This is a genomic window from Pseudomonas sp. Pseu.R1 (assembly GCF_045764065.1).
Lineage (GTDB): Bacteria > Pseudomonadota > Gammaproteobacteria > Pseudomonadales > Pseudomonadaceae > Aquipseudomonas.
On the sequence record NZ_JBJGEE020000001.1, the window covers coordinates 194,382 to 210,925 of the forward strand.

General features: G+C 59.7%; 16 protein-coding genes. 1 reads left to right on the forward strand and 15 read right to left on the reverse strand.

Annotated features, from left to right (window positions below):
• Positions 1 to 6 precede the first annotated feature (6 nt).
• Complete coding sequence (locus ACI5GA_RS00870) at positions 7 to 633, reverse strand: RraA family protein (RefSeq protein WP_421421175.1); 627 nt, start codon at positions 631 to 633, stop codon at positions 7 to 9.
• A gap of 94 nt (positions 634 to 727) precedes the next feature.
• On the opposite strand from ACI5GA_RS00870, the gene ACI5GA_RS00875 reads away from it, so the two are divergent.
• Positions 728 to 1,633, forward strand: a complete 906-nt coding sequence (locus tag ACI5GA_RS00875; RefSeq protein WP_421421176.1) for a LysR family transcriptional regulator — start codon at positions 728 to 730, stop codon at positions 1,631 to 1,633.
• A 66-nt stretch (positions 1,634 to 1,699) separates the two neighbouring features.
• On the opposite strand, the gene ACI5GA_RS00880 is transcribed toward ACI5GA_RS00875, so the two are convergent.
• The 14 genes from ACI5GA_RS00880 to ACI5GA_RS00945 all read right to left on the reverse strand — a co-directional run bounded on the left by ACI5GA_RS00880 (position 1,700) and on the right by ACI5GA_RS00945 (position 16,381).
• Positions 1,700 to 3,046, reverse strand: a complete 1,347-nt coding sequence (locus ACI5GA_RS00880; protein ID WP_421421179.1) for an MFS transporter — start codon at positions 3,044 to 3,046, stop codon at positions 1,700 to 1,702.
• Between the two features lie 247 nt (positions 3,047 to 3,293).
• Positions 3,294 to 3,512: a hypothetical protein gene (locus ACI5GA_RS00885; RefSeq protein ID WP_421421181.1), complete on the reverse strand. Its 219-nt coding sequence runs from the start codon at positions 3,510 to 3,512 to the stop codon at positions 3,294 to 3,296.
• A 279-nt stretch (positions 3,513 to 3,791) separates the two neighbouring features.
• Positions 3,792 to 4,610, reverse strand: a complete 819-nt coding sequence (locus tag ACI5GA_RS00890) for a sulfite exporter TauE/SafE family protein (RefSeq protein WP_421421182.1) — start codon at positions 4,608 to 4,610, stop codon at positions 3,792 to 3,794.
• Positions 4,611 to 4,618: 8 nt separating this feature from the next.
• The gene (locus tag ACI5GA_RS00895) at positions 4,619 to 5,497 is read right to left on the reverse strand and encodes an MBL fold metallo-hydrolase (RefSeq protein WP_421421184.1); all 879 of its coding nucleotides are present in this window, start codon (positions 5,495 to 5,497) and stop codon (positions 4,619 to 4,621) included.
• A gap of 61 nt (positions 5,498 to 5,558) precedes the next feature.
• Positions 5,559 to 6,008 (reverse strand): cyanase, encoded by a 450-nt coding sequence (gene cynS, locus ACI5GA_RS00900; RefSeq protein WP_404638022.1) that lies wholly within the window; start codon positions 6,006 to 6,008, stop codon positions 5,559 to 5,561.
• 45 nt (positions 6,009 to 6,053) lie between these two features.
• Positions 6,054 to 6,977 carry an ABC transporter ATP-binding protein gene (locus tag ACI5GA_RS00905; protein WP_421421186.1) on the reverse strand — a complete coding sequence of 308 codons (924 nt, stop codon included), beginning with the start codon at positions 6,975 to 6,977 and terminating at the stop codon, positions 6,054 to 6,056.
• Positions 6,967 to 7,818 carry a nitrate ABC transporter permease gene (gene ntrB, locus ACI5GA_RS00910; RefSeq protein WP_421421187.1) on the reverse strand — a complete coding sequence of 284 codons (852 nt, stop codon included), beginning with the start codon at positions 7,816 to 7,818 and terminating at the stop codon, positions 6,967 to 6,969. Before ntrB ends, ACI5GA_RS00905 begins: the two co-directional genes overlap by 11 nt.
• Positions 7,819 to 7,830: 12 nt before the next feature.
• Positions 7,831 to 9,114 carry a CmpA/NrtA family ABC transporter substrate-binding protein gene (locus ACI5GA_RS00915; RefSeq protein WP_421421189.1) on the reverse strand — a complete coding sequence of 428 codons (1,284 nt, stop codon included), beginning with the start codon at positions 9,112 to 9,114 and terminating at the stop codon, positions 7,831 to 7,833.
• 141 nt (positions 9,115 to 9,255) lie between these two features.
• Positions 9,256 to 10,587: an FAD-dependent oxidoreductase gene (locus ACI5GA_RS00920; RefSeq protein WP_421421191.1), complete on the reverse strand. Its 1,332-nt coding sequence runs from the start codon at positions 10,585 to 10,587 to the stop codon at positions 9,256 to 9,258.
• Complete coding sequence (locus tag ACI5GA_RS00925) at positions 10,584 to 11,729, reverse strand: acyl-CoA dehydrogenase (RefSeq protein ID WP_421421193.1); 1,146 nt, start codon at positions 11,727 to 11,729, stop codon at positions 10,584 to 10,586. The genes ACI5GA_RS00920 and ACI5GA_RS00925 overlap by 4 nt, the downstream gene beginning before the upstream one ends.
• Before the next feature lie 57 nt (positions 11,730 to 11,786).
• Positions 11,787 to 12,335: an OsmC family protein gene (locus tag ACI5GA_RS00930; protein ID WP_421421195.1), complete on the reverse strand. Its 549-nt coding sequence runs from the start codon at positions 12,333 to 12,335 to the stop codon at positions 11,787 to 11,789.
• A 254-nt stretch (positions 12,336 to 12,589) separates the two neighbouring features.
• Positions 12,590 to 14,242 carry a sigma-54 interaction domain-containing protein gene (locus ACI5GA_RS00935; protein WP_421421196.1) on the reverse strand — a complete coding sequence of 551 codons (1,653 nt, stop codon included), beginning with the start codon at positions 14,240 to 14,242 and terminating at the stop codon, positions 12,590 to 12,592.
• A 98-nt stretch (positions 14,243 to 14,340) separates the two neighbouring features.
• The gene (locus ACI5GA_RS00940; protein WP_421421198.1) at positions 14,341 to 15,171 is read right to left on the reverse strand and encodes an alpha/beta hydrolase; all 831 of its coding nucleotides are present in this window, start codon (positions 15,169 to 15,171) and stop codon (positions 14,341 to 14,343) included.
• 172 nt (positions 15,172 to 15,343) lie between these two features.
• Positions 15,344 to 16,381, reverse strand: a complete 1,038-nt coding sequence (locus tag ACI5GA_RS00945; RefSeq protein WP_421421200.1) for an acyl-CoA dehydrogenase — start codon at positions 16,379 to 16,381, stop codon at positions 15,344 to 15,346.
• Positions 16,382 to 16,544 lie beyond the last annotated feature (163 nt).

Genomic DNA, 16,544 nt, shown 5'->3' on the forward strand with positions numbered 1-16,544 from the left:
TCCGCTTCAGTGGGCCGCATAGGCGCCTTTGTAAGTGCCGGCGGCGATTTGCGCCAGCATCTCCGCTTCTTTTTGCTCAGTGGCCAAGCAGCGCTGCAACAGGCTTTCGGCCTGGGCGGCCGGGAACGCGACTATGCCGTCATGATCGCCCACGACGATGTCCCCCGGCGAGACCAGCATGCCGCCGATACTGACTGGCACGTTGATCTCCCCTGGGCCGTTTTTGTAAGGGCCGCGATGGAATCCTGCGCGGGCGAACATCGGGAATGTCCCCTTACCGATGGTTGCCAGATCCCGAATCGCGCCGTCCACCACCACGCCCACAGCACCACGTTTTTCTGCGATCGCCGCCATGATGTCGCCCATCAGCGCGCGGCTGATGTCGCCCCCGCCGTCAACCACCAGCACCTGCCCAGGGGTGAGGATTTCCAGCGCCTGATGGATCGCACGGTTATCACCACAGGGGACCTTCACGGTCAGGGCAATGCCGGCCATGGTGCCTTCGATGCGGTGAAACGGCTTGAGCCGCGCGCCGGGAAGACGATCCAGGCAGTCGCTGATGATGGAGGTCGAGGTGCGGGTGAAGGCCGCCAACAGGGCGCTGACTTCTGACGTTGAGGCGATGGCGTTCATGGGGTTTCCTCATAGGGCTGATAACCCTGAGGATAAAGACGCTGCAAAATAGAAAAAAGCGATATTATTGTATGAAAATGCATGCCCATAAGGAATGAATGTGATTACCCTTCGGCAACTCACGGCGCTGCACTGGATCGAACGTCTTGGAACATTTGAACGTGCAGCAGAACATCTTCATACCACACAGTCAGCCATCTCCAAGCGGGTGCAGGAGTTAGAGTCGACCACTGGGCTGCAGCTGTTCGACCGCTCACAACGTGGTGCAAGGCTCACCGCCGCTGGCGAGGAGCTGCTGATCATTGCCCGTGAAATGCTAAACCTTGCCGATCAAATCACCTCGTTGAAAGACGGCACTCAAGTCATCACACGACGCTTGCGACTGGGCGTAACCGAACTCACCGCGCTGACTTGGTTGCCGCGCCTGATTTCAAGGTTGGTGAAGGATTTTCCAGGCCTTATCGTGGAGCCTGAAGTCGACATGAGCCGCACCCTCCACGAAAAGCTGATGGACGATCTGGTGGACCTTATCATTATCCCCGACACCTTCACGGCGCCCGAGGTAACAGCGGTGCCTTTGGCCATCGTGGAAAACGCCTGGATGGCGGCGCCCGGGCTGATCGGGCATTCAGGGGTGGTGGGCCTGGCAGAGCTGGCCAAATACCCGGTGCTGGTGCAGGGCAAGCGCTCGGGGTCGGGTTTATTCGTCAACAAATGGCTGGGGGCATTGGGCATTGAATTGCCGAAGACGCTATCGTCCGACAGCCTCACGGCGATGCTCGGCCTGACCGCCGCCGGGCTGGGCGTGACCTATCTGCCGCTGGAGTGCTTTCGTCCGCTGGTGAACGAAGGCAAGCTGACGATCATTAAGACCGACCCCCAATTACCGGCGGTGCCGTACATGGCGATGTACCGTAACGACCGGCCATCTGCGTTCGTCACTGAAGTGGCATCCCGGGCTGTGGAGCTGTGCGACTTCTCGCGACAACTGCAAAGCTGACAAGGCGCACGGGATGATGCCCGTGCGCCTTGTCCAATCACGCAGGTGTGGAGAATGGCCGGGCGTCTATCGAACGCCTTGCTGCTCGCTGAGGTCGGCAGGTTCATGAATGGTTAGCACGACGACCAGTGCCGCAAGTGAGCAGCCCCCTAGAAAAAGGAACACTGCGGTCCAACTATAGCTGTCCAGCAACATGCCGGTGATCAGCGGTGCCATGGCCCCCCCCGCCTGCCCTGCGCTGTTCACCAGCGAGGCTGCGACCGGGTAGGTGGTGCGCGTGGTCACGCCCATCGAATACACCGAAAATGATGAGTAGCCGATGTTCAGCAAGAAGCCGGTGCCGAACAGCAACAGGCTGACGGACAGCAGATCGTTTGGCGCGGAGACCAGTGCGGCCATCATCAGGCACGTGGCCACGGCGCTGATCATCATAGTCGGTTTTCTGCGGCGGTCCAGAACGGTGTCCGACAGCCAACCCCCGACGATGTTGCCCAACACGCCGCCTGCGAACGGCAGGGAGGCGACGAAGCCGATCTGCATCAGCTCGAAATGCTTCACCTCACCGAGGTACTTTGGCAGCCAGGCCAGCAGCACATTGACCACGCCGGTCATCAGCAAATACCCCAGCCCACAGCCCCAGATGTTCCAGGACGCAAACACCGAGCGCGAAGTGGCCAGCGGCGTCGTGTGCTTGTAACGCAGCATTTTATCCAGCGCGCCGAAGTTTTTACGAGCCCGTGCAGCGCCGGTTTCGCTCTTGGTCTGATCTTCGATGTAGGTGGCCTCGGCCTCGTTGACCCGCTGTCCGGAACGTGGGTCGTTGGGCACCAGCCACCACCAGATCAGCGCCATCACGATCCCCGGAATGGCGAAGGCGAAGAACATCGTGCGCCAGCCATCGAGCATGATCAGCGCAGCACCAATAGGCGGCGCGATCACTGCGCCCATCTTCGCCGCTGACAGAAACGCCCCCGTGGCCAGCCCCTTCTCACGGGCTGGAAACCAGCGGTTGATGGTGCTGAGCATCGACAAAGGCAACGCCGCTTCGGCAATCCCGAGGGCTGACCGGTAGATCTTCAGCAACCCGAAGTTGTGCGCTGTGCCGATGAGCAGCGTGACCACAGATGTCAGACAAATGGACACCGGCGCCACCAGACGCACGCCCACACGGCTGAGCAGGAAGCCGGCGGGAATCTGCCCCAAGGAATAGAACAGGAAGAACGCGCTGACCAGCAGCCCTGCCTGGGCGTTGGTCGCGCCGAATTCTTTCTGGATATAGGGCAGCGCGATACCGATGTTGGCCCGGTCGGCGGCCGCCAGCATGTAGACAACGACGATGACCGACAGGACTACCCAGCGATACTTTGACCTAGCCGTCTGCACGGCGGTGTCCGTGGTGGCGATTGCAGTCATGGCCCCTCCCATTTTTTATGCTTATTGGAGTGACCATGGTCAGCATTCTTCAAGCGTAGAAAAAGCGATAAATAGGAAACTAGCTTCATTCCTTAAGGGAATATTTTACCCATGGCCTCAAGTAATAATTATTGGCTGCTCTTACTTATCGGACAGCGTCGCGAAGAAAACGTTGACTAAGGCGTTGAATGATGTCTGGAGGACAGTAGTGAGTTACTAGCGTCCGCTATGGGTCGAAAGCGGCCATTCAGTGCAGATGGAAAAGCCTCAAGATCAAGCTCGACGCTTTCTCGCCATCTGCTTCGTAAAGGCTACGCAATGCAGCCTGATCGGTAATTTTGTGCAGTTCGAAGTGGTTATAGAACGCTTGGCCAAGTCGTTGCTGCTCGAAGTTTCCCAAGTTCCACAAGCACCTAAACTCTTCATAAGCGGCGCGTTCAATCTGCAACGACGAATCGTTTTCCATTTACGGACTACCATCAGCAAGACGACCGAAACGTAACAACTCGCTACCGAACCTTCAAGCTTGTCCCAAGCAAACAGTCCGCTATCGGCCAGAAGCAGCCGCTCTACATCTGCCCCGAAGATAGAGCCCCAATGCTCGTCGCAGCGCTGGCAATACACTTGAACCGAGTGGCAAATTTAGGACACGGGTTCGTGATCATCACAGCCGACTCGAACCAGGGGATGCAAGTCCAGGCCGGATACTGAAGCTCCTTCCGCTACACAAGACTTTCGCCCGTACTTAAGAACAAAGAGCATGCCCGGCGAGCATGATGGCCGCAATCATCCCCGTCACCGAGAAGGCTTGTTGCAAGCGAGGCCCGGCCAACTGACTTGCCAGCAAACGCCCACCGAGTAACCCAAGCACAGCCCCCGCCGCAAAGGGCAGCGCCGCCGGCCAATACAGTGACCCTGTCATTGCCGCGGTGGTCACGCTCCCCATTGACACAACGGCGATGGCTGCCAACGACGTCGCGGTGATGCTCTTCATTTCCAAGTTGGTACAGCGGCTCAGCGCCGGAACGACGACAAAGCCACCGCCCACCCCCAGCAGTCCGGACAGCAAACCCGAAAGCATTCCGGTCAGTGCCAGCGCGCGTGCGCAGGGCAGTGTCCAGCGCAAGCGCCCGCAGGCCGGATTGAGCACGCAAGGCATTGAAGTCAGGCGCGGTGGTGCTTCTCCATGCCGCAGGTCCCGATTGGCGTTGTGCAGCATCCGTAGGCACGCATAAAGCAGGACGATGGAGAAGACCAGCGCTAGCGGTGGATTAGGCACGCTATGGGCGATGTAGAGCCCAAGCGGAGCAACGACGACTCCAATCATCGAGACCAGGGCTGCGGCACGATAGCGAACGACTCCTTGCCGCAAGCCAAGCACTGCCCCCACCCCCGCCGACAGCCCCACGGCCAGCAGTCCAACCGGTGCCGCCTGAGCCAGTGACAAGTCCAGACCGAAGACCAGAACCGGCACGGCGAGAATCCCTCCTCCGGCGCCGGTCAGGGCGAGGATCGCACCGATACCACCGCCCAACAGCACGCTCAGCATCGCATGGTCGAACATGATTGAACTCACAGGGCGTTGATCGGAATTTTCAGATACCGCACGCCATTGGCCTCGGCTTCCGGCAAGTGTCCGCTACGCATGTTCACCTGCACCGACGGCAGGATCAGCGCGGGCATGGCGAGAGTGGCATCGCGGGCTTCGCGCATGGCCACGAAGTCATCCTCCCCGAGGCCGTCATGCACATGGATGTTGTGCTTGCGTTGGGCGTCGACCGTCGTCAGGTATTCAATCGGCCGACCGTTCGGGCGGTAGTCGTGGCATATGAAAATCAGTGTGGCGGCGGGCAACGCCAGGATTCTTCTGATGGAGCGAAACAGGGTTCTGGCGTCACCGCCGGGGAAGTCACAGCGGGCGGTACCGTAATCCGGCATGAACAGGGTGTCGCCGACGAATGCCAGCGTAAGGTCGCCCGCGCTGATCACATAGGTCATGCAGGCCGGCGTGTGGCCGGGCGTGTGCAACGCCTGCGCGTTGAGGCTGCCGATGAGAAAATGGTCGCCATCCTCGAACAAGGCATCAAACTGGCTGCCGTCACGCTTGAACTGATCGCCCTCATTGAACAACGTACCAAATGCCCGCTGAACGTCGGTGATGTGGCTGCCGATCGCGACTTCGCCGCCCAGTCTGTCTTTCAAATAAGGGGCGGCGGACAGGTGATCGGCATGCACATGGGTTTCCAGAATCCACCGCACCCGCACGCCAAGTTCCCGCACGCGAGCAACGATCGCGTCAGCCGATTGGGTATGGCCTGATTTGGAATCGAAGTTCAGCACGCTATCAATGATCGCGCCGCTCAGGGTCAAGCGGTCCACCAGCAGGTAGCTGAAGGTGGAACTGGCATCATCCAGAAAGGCCTCGACCAGAATATTGTCGTCGATGAGCATGCCGCCCTCCTCTTGCCATCATGGAATGGCCACACCCAGGTGCGGCCGGTGCACTGCGGGATCAGTAGCTTTTGTAGGGCAGGAACTTGCCGGACAACACGACATTGACCCGATCGCCCTTGGGGTCCGGCTGGCGCTGAATGTCCATGGAGAAATCGATCGCACTCATGATGCCGTCGCCGAACTCCTCATGGATCAGTTCCTTGATGGTGGTGCCGTAGACATTCACCAATTCGTACCAGCGATAGATCAGCGGGTCGGTTGGCACCGACGTCGGCAGCGAGCCCTTGTACGGTGTCACTTGCAGCCACGCCACGGCCTCGTCCGACAGTTCGAACAGCGTACCCAGGGTCTCGGCCTGAGCCTTGTCGAAGGTCATCTGGCCCAGGCAGCCGGCGGTGGTCCACTCCTTGGACAGGCCGATACGCTCCGCCACGTCACGCCATTTCAGGCCTTTGCTGACCTTGGCGGCGAGAATCATCTGGGTCACTTGGTCGCGATTGGAAATCATGGAAACCTCTCTCATCAGTCATGCAGCGGGATTGTCAAACAGGGTTCAGGCAACGATGCGCAGCTTGGAACTGGTTGGGCCATCCGGCCCCGAAGGTGGACCGTCATCGGTGAGGCCGGGATAGACGATCAGCGGCTCGGCGGGCGTGGCGGCTTGCGCGTTCTGCTCCTGAATGGTTTTGGAGCGGCGCACCAGAAAGTCCACCAAGTGGTTGCGGATACGGTAGAACTGCGGGTCGTGATGAATGGTTTCCCGCGAGCGGTCGCGAGGCAGCGTGTTGATGACGATTTCGGCGATGCGCGCATGGGGGCCGTTGCTCATCAACATGATCTTGTCGGCCAGCAAAATCGCCTCGTCGACATCGTGGGTGATCATGTACACAGTCTGCTGGGTGGCGGCGCAAATGCTCAGCAGCTCGTCCTGAATCACCCCACGGGTCAGGGCGTCCAGTGCGCCGAACGGCTCGTCGAGCAACAGCATTTGCGGCTCCACCGAAAAGGCGCGGGCAATGCCGACACGCTGCTTCATGCCGCCGGATAACTGGCTGGGCTTCTTCTGCCCTGCCCCTTTCAGGCCGACCATCTCCAGAAAGCGCGTACCGTGTTCCGCCACCTGCGCTTTCGACCACTCCGGGTGGCGCGAGCGCACGGCAAAGGCAATGTTCTGATCCACCGTCATCCACGGCAGCAGTGCGTGGTTCTGAAACACCACACCGCGATCCAGGCTCGGCCCGGACACCTCACGGCCGCCCATCACCACCGTCCCGCTGCTGGCTTCGTCCAGCCCGGCGAGGATGTTGAGAATGGTGCTTTTGCCGCAGCCGGAGTGGCCGATCACGCACACGAACTCGCCGCGCTGGATGGAAAAACTGATGTCTTCGAAGACCGGCGCAGAAGCGGCACCGTAGCGCTTGGTCAGCCCTTCGACCTTGATGAACGCAGGCGTGCGCCCGGAGTTTTCATTCAGCATAAGTCACCTTTTTTTGCAGGGTGGCGAAGAGCAGATCCAGCAACATGCCCATCACGCCGATCATGAGCACGGCGAAGATCACGTTGGACAGCGACAGGTTGTTCCATTCGTTCCACACGAAGTAGCCGATGCCGGTGCCGCCAATCAGCATCTCGGCAGCGACGATGACCAGCCAGGCGATGCCCATGGAAATGCGCATACCGGTAATGATTGTCGGCGCCGCGGCCGGCAATACCACCATGAACGCCTTGCGCAACGGGCTGACCTCCAGGGTGCGGGCGACGTTGAGCCAGTCCTCGCGTACCGCAGCGACGCCGAAGGCGGTGTTGATCAGCATCGGCCATACCGAGCAGATGAAGATCACGAAAATGGCCGACACCGACGAATCCTTGATCGTGTAGAGCGCGATCGGCATCCAGGCCAGCGGCGAGATCGGCTTGAGCACCTGAATGAACGGATCGAGGGCTCGGTACAGCAGCGGCGACATGCCGATGGCAAAGCCCAGCGGAATCGCCACCAGCAAGGCGATCAAGTAGCCGATGGCAACCCGTCCCAGTGAATGCGCCAACTGAATACCAATGCCTTTTTCATTGGGGCCACGGTCGTAGAACGGGTCGCTCAGTTGTTTGAGCGCCAGGGTCGAGAACTCCGCTGGCGTCGGAAAACCATTGGCCTTGCGTTGCTCGCTGCTGAGGCTTTTGCCCATCAGCATGGCGTACTCTTCGTCCATCGCCGCCTTCGCGGTTTTTGCTGTCGGCAAAGTCGCCAACTGCCACACCAGCAGCAACGCGGCAAGCATGGCCAGCGACAGCAGGGCCGCCCTGAATCTCAGTGTTTTCATCGCCTGCTCCTCTTACGTGCGTTTGATGGCAAAGCCATCCAGATAGGCCTTGGGTTGGGTCGGATCGAATGGCCGGCCCATGACCGAAAACGCCTTGTAGCCCGACAGCGGTTCAACACTGGCTTCGCTCATCGCCAGTTCACGCATTTGCCTGCGGGCGTCTGTCATCAGAAACACCTGCTCGGCGATGCCGTTGAAATCCACATCGCCCTTGATGTAGCCCCAGCGCTTGAGCTGGGTGAGCATCCAGGTCGCCATGGAGTACCAGGGCATCGGGTCAAAGTCCGAGCGACGTGGGTGGTCCTGCACCACGCCCAGGCCATCGGCGAAACGGCCGGTCAATCCCTGGCGAATGACGATTTCCGGCTGGTTCAGGTAGTTCGGTGTGGAGATGGTTTGCGCGATCATTGTCCGGTTGGCCGGATCACGGGCCAGCGCAGCGGCGTTGAGAATCGCCCTGTACAGCGCGGCAAAGGTGTTGGGGTTCTCCTCGATGAACTTCTGCGAAGTGCCGAACGAACAGCAGGGATGGCCGTCCCAGATGTCCTTGGAGAGGACATGGATAAAACCGATCTCGTCATACACCGCACGCTGGTTGAACGGGTCCGGACCGAGAAACCCGTCGATGTTGCCGGCGCGCAGGTTGGCGATCATTTCGGCAGGCGGCGTGACCCGCAGTTGCACATCGCGGTCGGGGTCCAGACCGTGCTCGGCCAGGTAGTAACGCAACAGGAAGTTGTGCATCGAGAACTCGAACGGAATGGCGAACTTGAAGCCCTTCCAGTTGCGCGGATCGCGATTGTCCTTGTGCTTGAGCGCCAGGGTGATGGCCTGGCCATTGGTGTTCTGGATGCTGGCGACGCGCATGGGTTGAGCGTTGGAGCCCAGGCCAAGCGAAATGGTCAGCGGCATGGGCGCAAGAAAGTGCGAGGCGTCCAGCTCACCGTTGAGCATGTTGTCGCGCACCAGCGCCCAGCCGGCGGTCTTCTGCAAGGTCACGTTCAGCCCCTGGGCCTTATACAGGCCCAGCGGGTCGGCCATGATCAGTGGTGTGGCGCAGTTGATGGGGATGAAGCCAATCTTGAGGTTCTTCTTCTCCAGCGCACCGTTCTTGTCTTCGGCCATCGCCTGCATGGCCTGTATCGGCAACAAGCTGTTGATCGCCGCCATGGCCGCGCCTGCACCCACCGCCTTGAGAAAGCGCCGGCGCGTGGCGTCATGGGGAAACAGGGCACGGACGGCTGCTGCCTCGACAAAATCACGGGACAGGCTTTCGGGGTTTTGCCCCCGAGCCATTCGTGCGCGCTCCGCCTCGCTGTCGTGGACTGACTGGCTGGCATGCTGGCCGCAGCTGCACCCCGACAAGGGCGCGTCACTGCTGTACGGTCGGTAAAAGTTCTCGTCGCTCATGCCCGCAGTCCCTCTGGTAAATGATGTTCAGGCGGCTGCCTGGCCAACTTGCAAGCTGGACGCCATGTGGCCGTCCAGGTCCTGTTCCATGCGCAGGTGCCCTTCGCCCTGTTCGACGATCCGCCAGGTGCCGGCCATGGATGGCAGGCCACGCAGCACGATAGGTAAAGACCGGGTTTTTAGGCGGATCACCGGTTGCACATGGGCATAACCGGCATGTTCCCGCCCCAGCAGGCCATGGGCGATGACCTGGGCCTGCAAGGCAATCGGTTCGACAAAACGGCATGGCATCCCGGCCAGACTGATGCAGTCGCCCAGCGCGTAGATGTCGGCGTCACTGGTGACCAGCGTCTGTGGATCCACCTGAATGCCCCGGTCGAACGCCAGGCCCGCGTTGCGCGCCAGACGGCTCTCAGTCATCAGACCGGTGGCGGCCACTACCTGATCGAACTCGAAATGGCGATTGCACTCGGTGCTCAGGGTTTTGCTGCCATCTGCCCAACCGCTGATCTGCGCGACCTGTACCGAGCCGATGAACTCGATGCCCTGTCGGGATTGATGGCTCAGCAGCAATTCGGCCGCCAGATCGGGCAGCAGCCCTGCCAATGGCAATGGGTTACGATCAATCAGCGTGACGCTGTGCCCGGCCCGGGCGAAGTCTTCGGCCAGCTCGCAACCCACCATGCCCGCGCCGATGATTGCGATGCGCTGCGCGCTTTCGCTCAGGCGTGCCTGCAAGCCGGACCATTCGTTCAGGTTGTTGACGCGCCAGCACAAGGTCGGCGGCAAGGCCGCGGGCAGCGCCGGGCGTGCGCCTTGTGCCAGCACCAGCTTGGTATAGTTCAGGGTGCCGCGGGTGGTGCGCAGTTGATGCAGTGCTGGCGTCAGCCCTACCACCGAAGTTTCGCTGTACAGCCGTACCCCCAGACGTTGCGCGGCATCCTGCGCGGTTTCGCGAATCAGCGACTGCGCGGTCTGGCCCCGGCTCAACGCCAGCGACAATTCGGGCTTGTGATAGCGGTTGCCGTTACAGGCGCTGACCAGGGTAATCGGCACGCTACGGTCCAGTTCGCGAATGGCCTCGACAGCCGCCCAGCCAGCCAGACCGGCACCGACCACGACAATTCCGGTGCCCTGCTGAAACATCGGCATCTGGCTGACCGCTTCCACTTCACGTTTGACGAACAGCTCAAAGTCGCTCTTGGTCACTCCACACAACGGGCATTCCCAGTCGTCCGGAATGTCTTCGAAGCGCGTACCCGGCGGCAGACCACTGTCCGGGTCACCCAGTGCTTCGTCGTAGATCACGCCGCAGGCGCGGCAGATGAATTGCAGCCAGGGTTTGGTCAGGGCACTCATGCCGGCATCTCCTCTTTCATCAGGCGGGCCATTTCCCAGCGCAGGTGCTTGATCGCCGGGGTCACGATGGCGACGAAGTGCGCTTCACGGATGCGCCGTTGCGGCGCGGCACTCATGCGATAGCCCCGCGCGCCCTGATGCAGCAATGCCGACTGCGACGCCTTGAGGGCAAGCTCGGCACCCTGCACCCGGGCGTCCAGCACATCCAGCAGGAAGTCCTTGCTGGTTTCATACGGGGTGCGGCACAGCCTGAGCACCCGCGCATTGAGATCATCGAGTTCAAATTGCAACTCGTCGGCGCCGTTGTGCAGGAACTGGTTGACATGGCCCAGCGTCGGCTCGACCTCACGGATCGAATCGATACTGCCTTGGGCAACGCCGCTGGCCATGCCTGACTGCAACAGGATGAAGGCGCCGCGAATGCGCTGAACAAATGGCCGCGCCGGATCGGCGATCAGGGCATCTTGCGGGACAAAATAATCGACCAGACGCACACCCCAGGTGCTGGTGCCTTCCATGCCGGAAAACTCCGGACAGGTCTTGAGTTCGACACGCTCGTCGAGATCGAGCATGAACATGATTTCGTGGGAGATGGAGCCGTCATCACGCTCCACCCCGGCGATAGCGCCGCAGTACTGACCACGGTTGATATGGCTGACCCACGGCAATGCGCCATTGACCCGATAGCCACCGGGCACCTTGCGCGCGCGCAGGATCAGCGTTTCGATGCCGGCCAGCGCCTTCATCGGGTTGGACAAGGCCGTGCCGCCGAACGTCTGGCCTTGGGTGTGCAGCGCCAGTCGCGACAGCAACGCGGTGTTGTCGGACTGGTCCATGTACAGGCCGCAGACGTCATGGCACCACATCAAAAAGCCGGTGGAACCACAACTGCGACTGGCTTCATGCATGCTGCCCACCGCCACATCGAAACGCTGCCCCTGCTGCGTCAGGTGTGCAGCAAAGGCACCCGCCTGCGCGAGGGAAGCCATGATATCCAGCGGGTAATGACCTTCATCGATCCGCTGCGCTGATTCGGCCAATGGCCCCATGGAGATGCGGCTAACCTCCCCGAGCACCTGGGCATCATCACCCCAGTCTGCGGTACGTCCCGCCGGTTCGAGTGCAAGCGCGATGTTGTTCATGGCAATCCCTCCCGTCAGTGTTTGCGTATGCGGCGTGCTGGGCTCAGCGCTGCCGGTTCAATCGGCCAGGCTGATGCTGAACTGGATCGGGTTGCGCAGGGTGTTGGCCATCGGCGAGGCGTAGTTGGCCAGACGAACGATCTCGTCCAGGGTTTCACGGGAGGCGTCGCCTTCCACCAGCACCTTGACGCGGATGTCTTGAAAGCCCATCTCCAGCGGCTGTTTCTCGGCACCGCCAGCGCCCCACGCGGCCGGGTTACCGATGTCGCCTTCGAGGAACACTTCCAGCTTGCTGAGCTTGACGTTCATCCAGGTGGCTACGGCGGTGACGCCCACGGCGATGCAGCCGCCCAGACCTGACAGAATGACTTCGCCCGGCGCCGGCGCGGTGTTCTCACCGAACAGGTGCAGTGGCTCGTCAACCACCACCGGCGTGTGATCGCCCACGTAGCTCAGCGTACGAAACACGCCTTGCCCTACGGTATGGACCTTGTTGGTTCCGCGGGTTTGTGGGTTATTGCGGCCCTTTTCGGCAAACGCTTCCAGGCCGGCCTGATCGATGGGTTTCAGGTAAGTGGTGGCGACTTGAGCAGTTGTTGCGGACATGTCTGATCTCCATTGGGCTGAGCAATGGGCTGGCTGCATGATGTGCAGCGCCCGTTCGCCAATGGACTATCGCAACAGCTGTGCCAGATTCTATGAGCCGGATAGCAAATTTTTATTCGCTATATAAATCAGTAGGTTGAAAGGGACGATTGGCGCTTTACCAGGCTTTACTCCTTGCAAGCGCCTCACCTGAACGACCTTCAAATTGTCGACAATGTAAACAATGTCGACAATGTGTAAGTCTCACCCGCCCGCTAGGTTTGCAGCTTCTTCCAGCGGTAGTTGAATTGCCGAGCCGTCATTCCCAGCATCTGCGCCGCACGCGACTTGTTGCCCCCGCAGCGCTCGACAGCGTGTACCAGCTCATCTGCGGAATGAGAGCTGACCGCCACGTAGGGGCGCACAAGGTCGTGATTGAAATCGGTCGCGGGTGCACTTCGCGCAGCGGCGACGGGTGAGGTTTTCGCCCCGAGTGCCGGCAGGAAATATTCGATGTCCCGCGCGCTCAATACCGGCTTTTCAGCCAAAAGCACCAGCCGCTCGATCAGGTTGGACATTTCCCGAATGTTGCCTGGCCAACTGTGCGCTTGCAGACGCTCAATCGCAGTGGCGTCAAAGCTGACGTTTCGCTGATTGGCCTGATTGATCCGGTTGAGGAACTGCAACGCCAGCGCGGGAATGTCCTCACGGCGACTGGCCAGGGTCGGCAGGTGAATCGGGATCACGTTGAGTCGGTAATACAGATCCTGGCGGAACACACCCTGGCTGACCTCCACGGCCAGATCACGGTTGGTGGCCGCTACCAGCCTGACATCCACCTTGATCTCGCGCGTGCCACCCAGCCGGGTAATGGTGCCCTCCTGCAACGTGCGCAGCAGCTTGGTCTGCATCGACAGCGGCAGCTCACCGATTTCATCAAGGAAAATCGTTCCACCATCGGCCTGCTCGAACCAACCTTCGCGGGCGGTGTTGGCGCCCGTGAATGCGCCACGTTCATAGCCGAACAATTCGGACTCAAAGAGCGTGTCGGGAATCGCGGCGCAGTTGATCTTGATGAACGGTTTGTCTTGCCTGGGACTGGCCAGATGCAGCGCCCGTGCAAACAGCTCCTTGCCGGTGCCTGACTCTCCCAGTAACAGAACACTGGCAGTGGAATTAGACACCCTTTCCAACTCCGAAATCGCCTGGAGCAATTGTGGCGAGCTGCCGACGATGCCATAGCGACTGGTGCGGGTTTCCAAGGCTCGCACCAGTTGCTGATTGCGTATTTCCAGCGCTTCGGTCTTCTCCCTGATGTAGGCGCGCAAGTGCAGGATCTGCCCGACCATGGTCGCCAGAATCCGCAGGATGCTGATGTCGTCAGTCAATGGCCGCGCCCGCATGCGGATTCGGTGCGTCGCGAGCACCCCGATGACTTTCTGCCCGATCATGATCGGCAAGGCGATATACGACACCGGTCCCGGCGGCAGTTTGACCCGTTCAACGACCCGCCCCAGAAATGAGGGTTCCTTGTCGATGTCCTGAACAATGATCAATTGCCCACGGGCCAGGACCCGACCGGTAATGCCCTCATCCAGCCCGTACACGCCACGTTTGATTTCCTCCCGGGTCAGCCCGTAGGCATAGCGGATACGGGCCTGCTCTGACGCCTCATCGAACAGCACGATGCGCCCACGATTCAAACCCAACAGTTCGGAAAGCAGATGCAGCATCTCGTTGAGCACCGTATCTGAAGTTAGATCTTTGCCCATCAAACCGGTGACCTGCTGGAGCAAAAGCATCTCTTGAGATCGCCAGAACGCCGGTGAGGCTTCTATGTCTTTATCAGTCGTGACGTTCTCCACTGCTTTCTCCAGATTCTTGCTGCGTCTCGTATCGGAGTTGTACTGCGCCTCACCGGCAATCATGCAAGAACCCTTCCGGTTACGACCGCCGCCTTCGGCCGATAGCAAACATCACGCTGACAAAATCCTCGACCTGCCCGCTATCGATGAAGCTACAGAGCCTAGAACCCCCATGAAACGAGTTTCCTTCGATCGTACTTGCCCCACAGCACCAAAGTACGAGGCGCATGGCTGCGCAACCACGCCTGCCAAGCCGGGTAAGCTGCTATGTTGGTGCGATAGTCATAGATCAGCTCCATCTGAATGGCAGCCTGCCCAGGACGGTTGAGAAATGCTACTTCGTCCTGCCACAGGTCCGGCTCATAGGCACTGACGTTCGGATCAGTCCCGATATGGCGCGCGCGGGTCAACTCCACCGAGAGATGCGCTGCCTGGATCTTGCCCTCATTTGCCGAACGATTTTCCCAGTACGCCTTTCGGGTTTCCCACATCTTGCCCAAGCCTTGGGTGTACACGTTGCCATTCTGGAAGATCATCGCGGTTACAGCTTGCGGTCTGCTGATGGCCAGACGTATGCCAACCGGGGCGCCGTAATCCTGCATGAACAAGGTGTACTGCTTCACCCCTACGACATCGATAAATTGCTGTATCAGTTGGGCGTAATGATCGAACGTGTAGCTGAACTGACCGGGGGCAGGCGCGTCGCTATTGTCGAATCCTGGGTAGTCCGGCGCGATCAAATGAAAGCGTTCACCCAGCCGACGCATTAAGGCGTCATACATGCGCGAAGAAATAGGTACGCCATGCAGCAACAACACCGTCGACGCATTCCGATCACCGATCTCGCGATATGCAATCTTCACCCCGTCCACGACGACGTCGCGATAAGCCAGCTGTGCGGAATCCGAATCTACTGACGAAGCATGTGCTTGGCAGATGAGAAGCACCGAGGCAAGAAGTACATCCAGATAGCCCTTGGCAAGAGAAGACATATTCGTAGCTCATGAACGACGCATCAATGATTGGCGGGACGTACCCGGCGACAGGCAAATCCGGCGGGATTGAATCATCGACGCAATCGTTTCCGGCAAAAAGCTACGATCCTGACAATAGAAAATTTCATAGGGTGAATTTATGCGGGGCTGCATGAGTGTTTGGCGCTGGTTATTCAGCCAATGATTGTTCACCAGCATTAGCTTGGCGGTAGCCCGACATAGCGCTACCCTCTGGCGTGGCGTCGTTGGACAGCTGACTGCTCAACTGAGCAAGACTGGGTATGATCGTCGCCACGAAGTTCGACTCTCGCCAGCGGCGCAAAAAACCACTCTGCTCCCCTTCCCCGCTAACGGCCTGCAACGCCTGACGTTCCAGCTCAAGCGCGTCCGTCGCACTTTGCGTCAATGCAATCTTCAGTTTGAACAAGGGAAAAGGGTCAGTTCGGAATCGGCCATCAAGCAGCCCGCTCTTGAGTTCACAAGCGTCTTGTCCGAGCCGTTGACGCTGGAACATCAGCGCGTCCAGCAGCACGGGCCGATTCTGTTGAAGACGCTCGACCTCCAGCAGAGCTCTCTGAGCGAGTCCCATGGAGAACCCGCACTGCAAACCAAGCAGCCCGGGGCGTACCGAGCGAAGAAAGCGTTGCGCATCCTCATGTACTATCCACTCACTGCCCACTTTCACGTCGTTGAAGTTAAGTGAAGCCAGATGTCCGAGCTGCGTTTCTGCGAGAGACAGGTCGTCTGAATGTCGCAAACCAGCGCAAGAACAAGGCACCGCAACGACGAACGCGTTGCCTCCCTCATCGCTGTCCACCGCAGTGGCGATTACAAAGTTGCGGGGCCGCAGATGAGTGACGGCTCGCAGGTCACCGTTCAACCTCCACCCTCCCCTTATCAGCTTGCTCCGCATTGCCAGAGGGCCTTGGCCTGACAGAAATCGGACTGCATTTGAGAACCCAACCGTGCCGGCTAACTTGCCGTCCAGTAATGAAGGCAGAAGCTTCTCGCGCAACGATCCGTTAGATGTATGAACCAGATATTCGATGAGCGCGCGCTGTCCCCATAAGACTAGGGCGGCTTCCATGGAGTGGGCAGCTACCATCGACAATGCTTCGACGGCATCGGCAAGGGTTTTACCGTGCCCACCCCAAACACGGCTCACGCCTATTCTGAGAACGTCGGCACTGGCCAGTCGCGACAGCACCTGGCCTGAATCTATCGACCCTGAGTCCAGTTAGTACGCGTGGGAATTAAGCCATTCGACAAGCGCCGTAAAATCCATGCTCTTTGCTCCCTGGAGGTTCAGCCTGATGTACGGATGGAGGCGGTATCGTGCTCGGCGCGTTACGCCACGTCCAAGACGCAGA

What these genes read in the sequence shown, in the direction of transcription:
- ACI5GA_RS00870 (WP_421421175.1), bottom strand. Translation starts at nt 633, where the DNA reads ATGAACGCCATCGCCTCAACGTCAGAAGTCAGCGCCCTGTTGGCGGCC.
- ACI5GA_RS00875 (WP_421421176.1), top strand. Translation starts at nt 728, where the DNA reads ATGAATGTGATTACCCTTCGGCAACTCACGGCGCTGCACTGGATCGAA.
- ACI5GA_RS00880 (WP_421421179.1), bottom strand. Translation starts at nt 3,046, where the DNA reads ATGACTGCAATCGCCACCACGGACACCGCCGTGCAGACGGCTAGGTCA.
- ACI5GA_RS00885 (WP_421421181.1), bottom strand. Translation starts at nt 3,512, where the DNA reads ATGGAAAACGATTCGTCGTTGCAGATTGAACGCGCCGCTTATGAAGAG.
- ACI5GA_RS00890 (WP_421421182.1), bottom strand. Translation starts at nt 4,610, where the DNA reads ATGTTCGACCATGCGATGCTGAGCGTGCTGTTGGGCGGTGGTATCGGT.
- ACI5GA_RS00895 (WP_421421184.1), bottom strand. Translation starts at nt 5,497, where the DNA reads ATGCTCATCGACGACAATATTCTGGTCGAGGCCTTTCTGGATGATGCC.
- cynS (WP_404638022.1), bottom strand. Translation starts at nt 6,008, where the DNA reads ATGATTTCCAATCGCGACCAAGTGACCCAGATGATTCTCGCCGCCAAG.
- ACI5GA_RS00905 (WP_421421186.1), bottom strand. Translation starts at nt 6,977, where the DNA reads ATGCTGAATGAAAACTCCGGGCGCACGCCTGCGTTCATCAAGGTCGAA.
- ntrB (WP_421421187.1), bottom strand. Translation starts at nt 7,818, where the DNA reads ATGAAAACACTGAGATTCAGGGCGGCCCTGCTGTCGCTGGCCATGCTT.
- ACI5GA_RS00915 (WP_421421189.1), bottom strand. Translation starts at nt 9,114, where the DNA reads ATGGCTCGGGGGCAAAACCCCGAAAGCCTGTCCCGTGATTTTGTCGAG.
- ACI5GA_RS00920 (WP_421421191.1), bottom strand. Translation starts at nt 10,587, where the DNA reads ATGAGTGCCCTGACCAAACCCTGGCTGCAATTCATCTGCCGCGCCTGC.
- ACI5GA_RS00925 (WP_421421193.1), bottom strand. Translation starts at nt 11,729, where the DNA reads ATGAACAACATCGCGCTTGCACTCGAACCGGCGGGACGTACCGCAGAC.
- ACI5GA_RS00930 (WP_421421195.1), bottom strand. Translation starts at nt 12,335, where the DNA reads ATGTCCGCAACAACTGCTCAAGTCGCCACCACTTACCTGAAACCCATC.
- ACI5GA_RS00935 (WP_421421196.1), bottom strand. Translation starts at nt 14,242, where the DNA reads ATGATTGCCGGTGAGGCGCAGTACAACTCCGATACGAGACGCAGCAAG.
- ACI5GA_RS00940 (WP_421421198.1), bottom strand. Translation starts at nt 15,171, where the DNA reads ATGTCTTCTCTTGCCAAGGGCTATCTGGATGTACTTCTTGCCTCGGTG.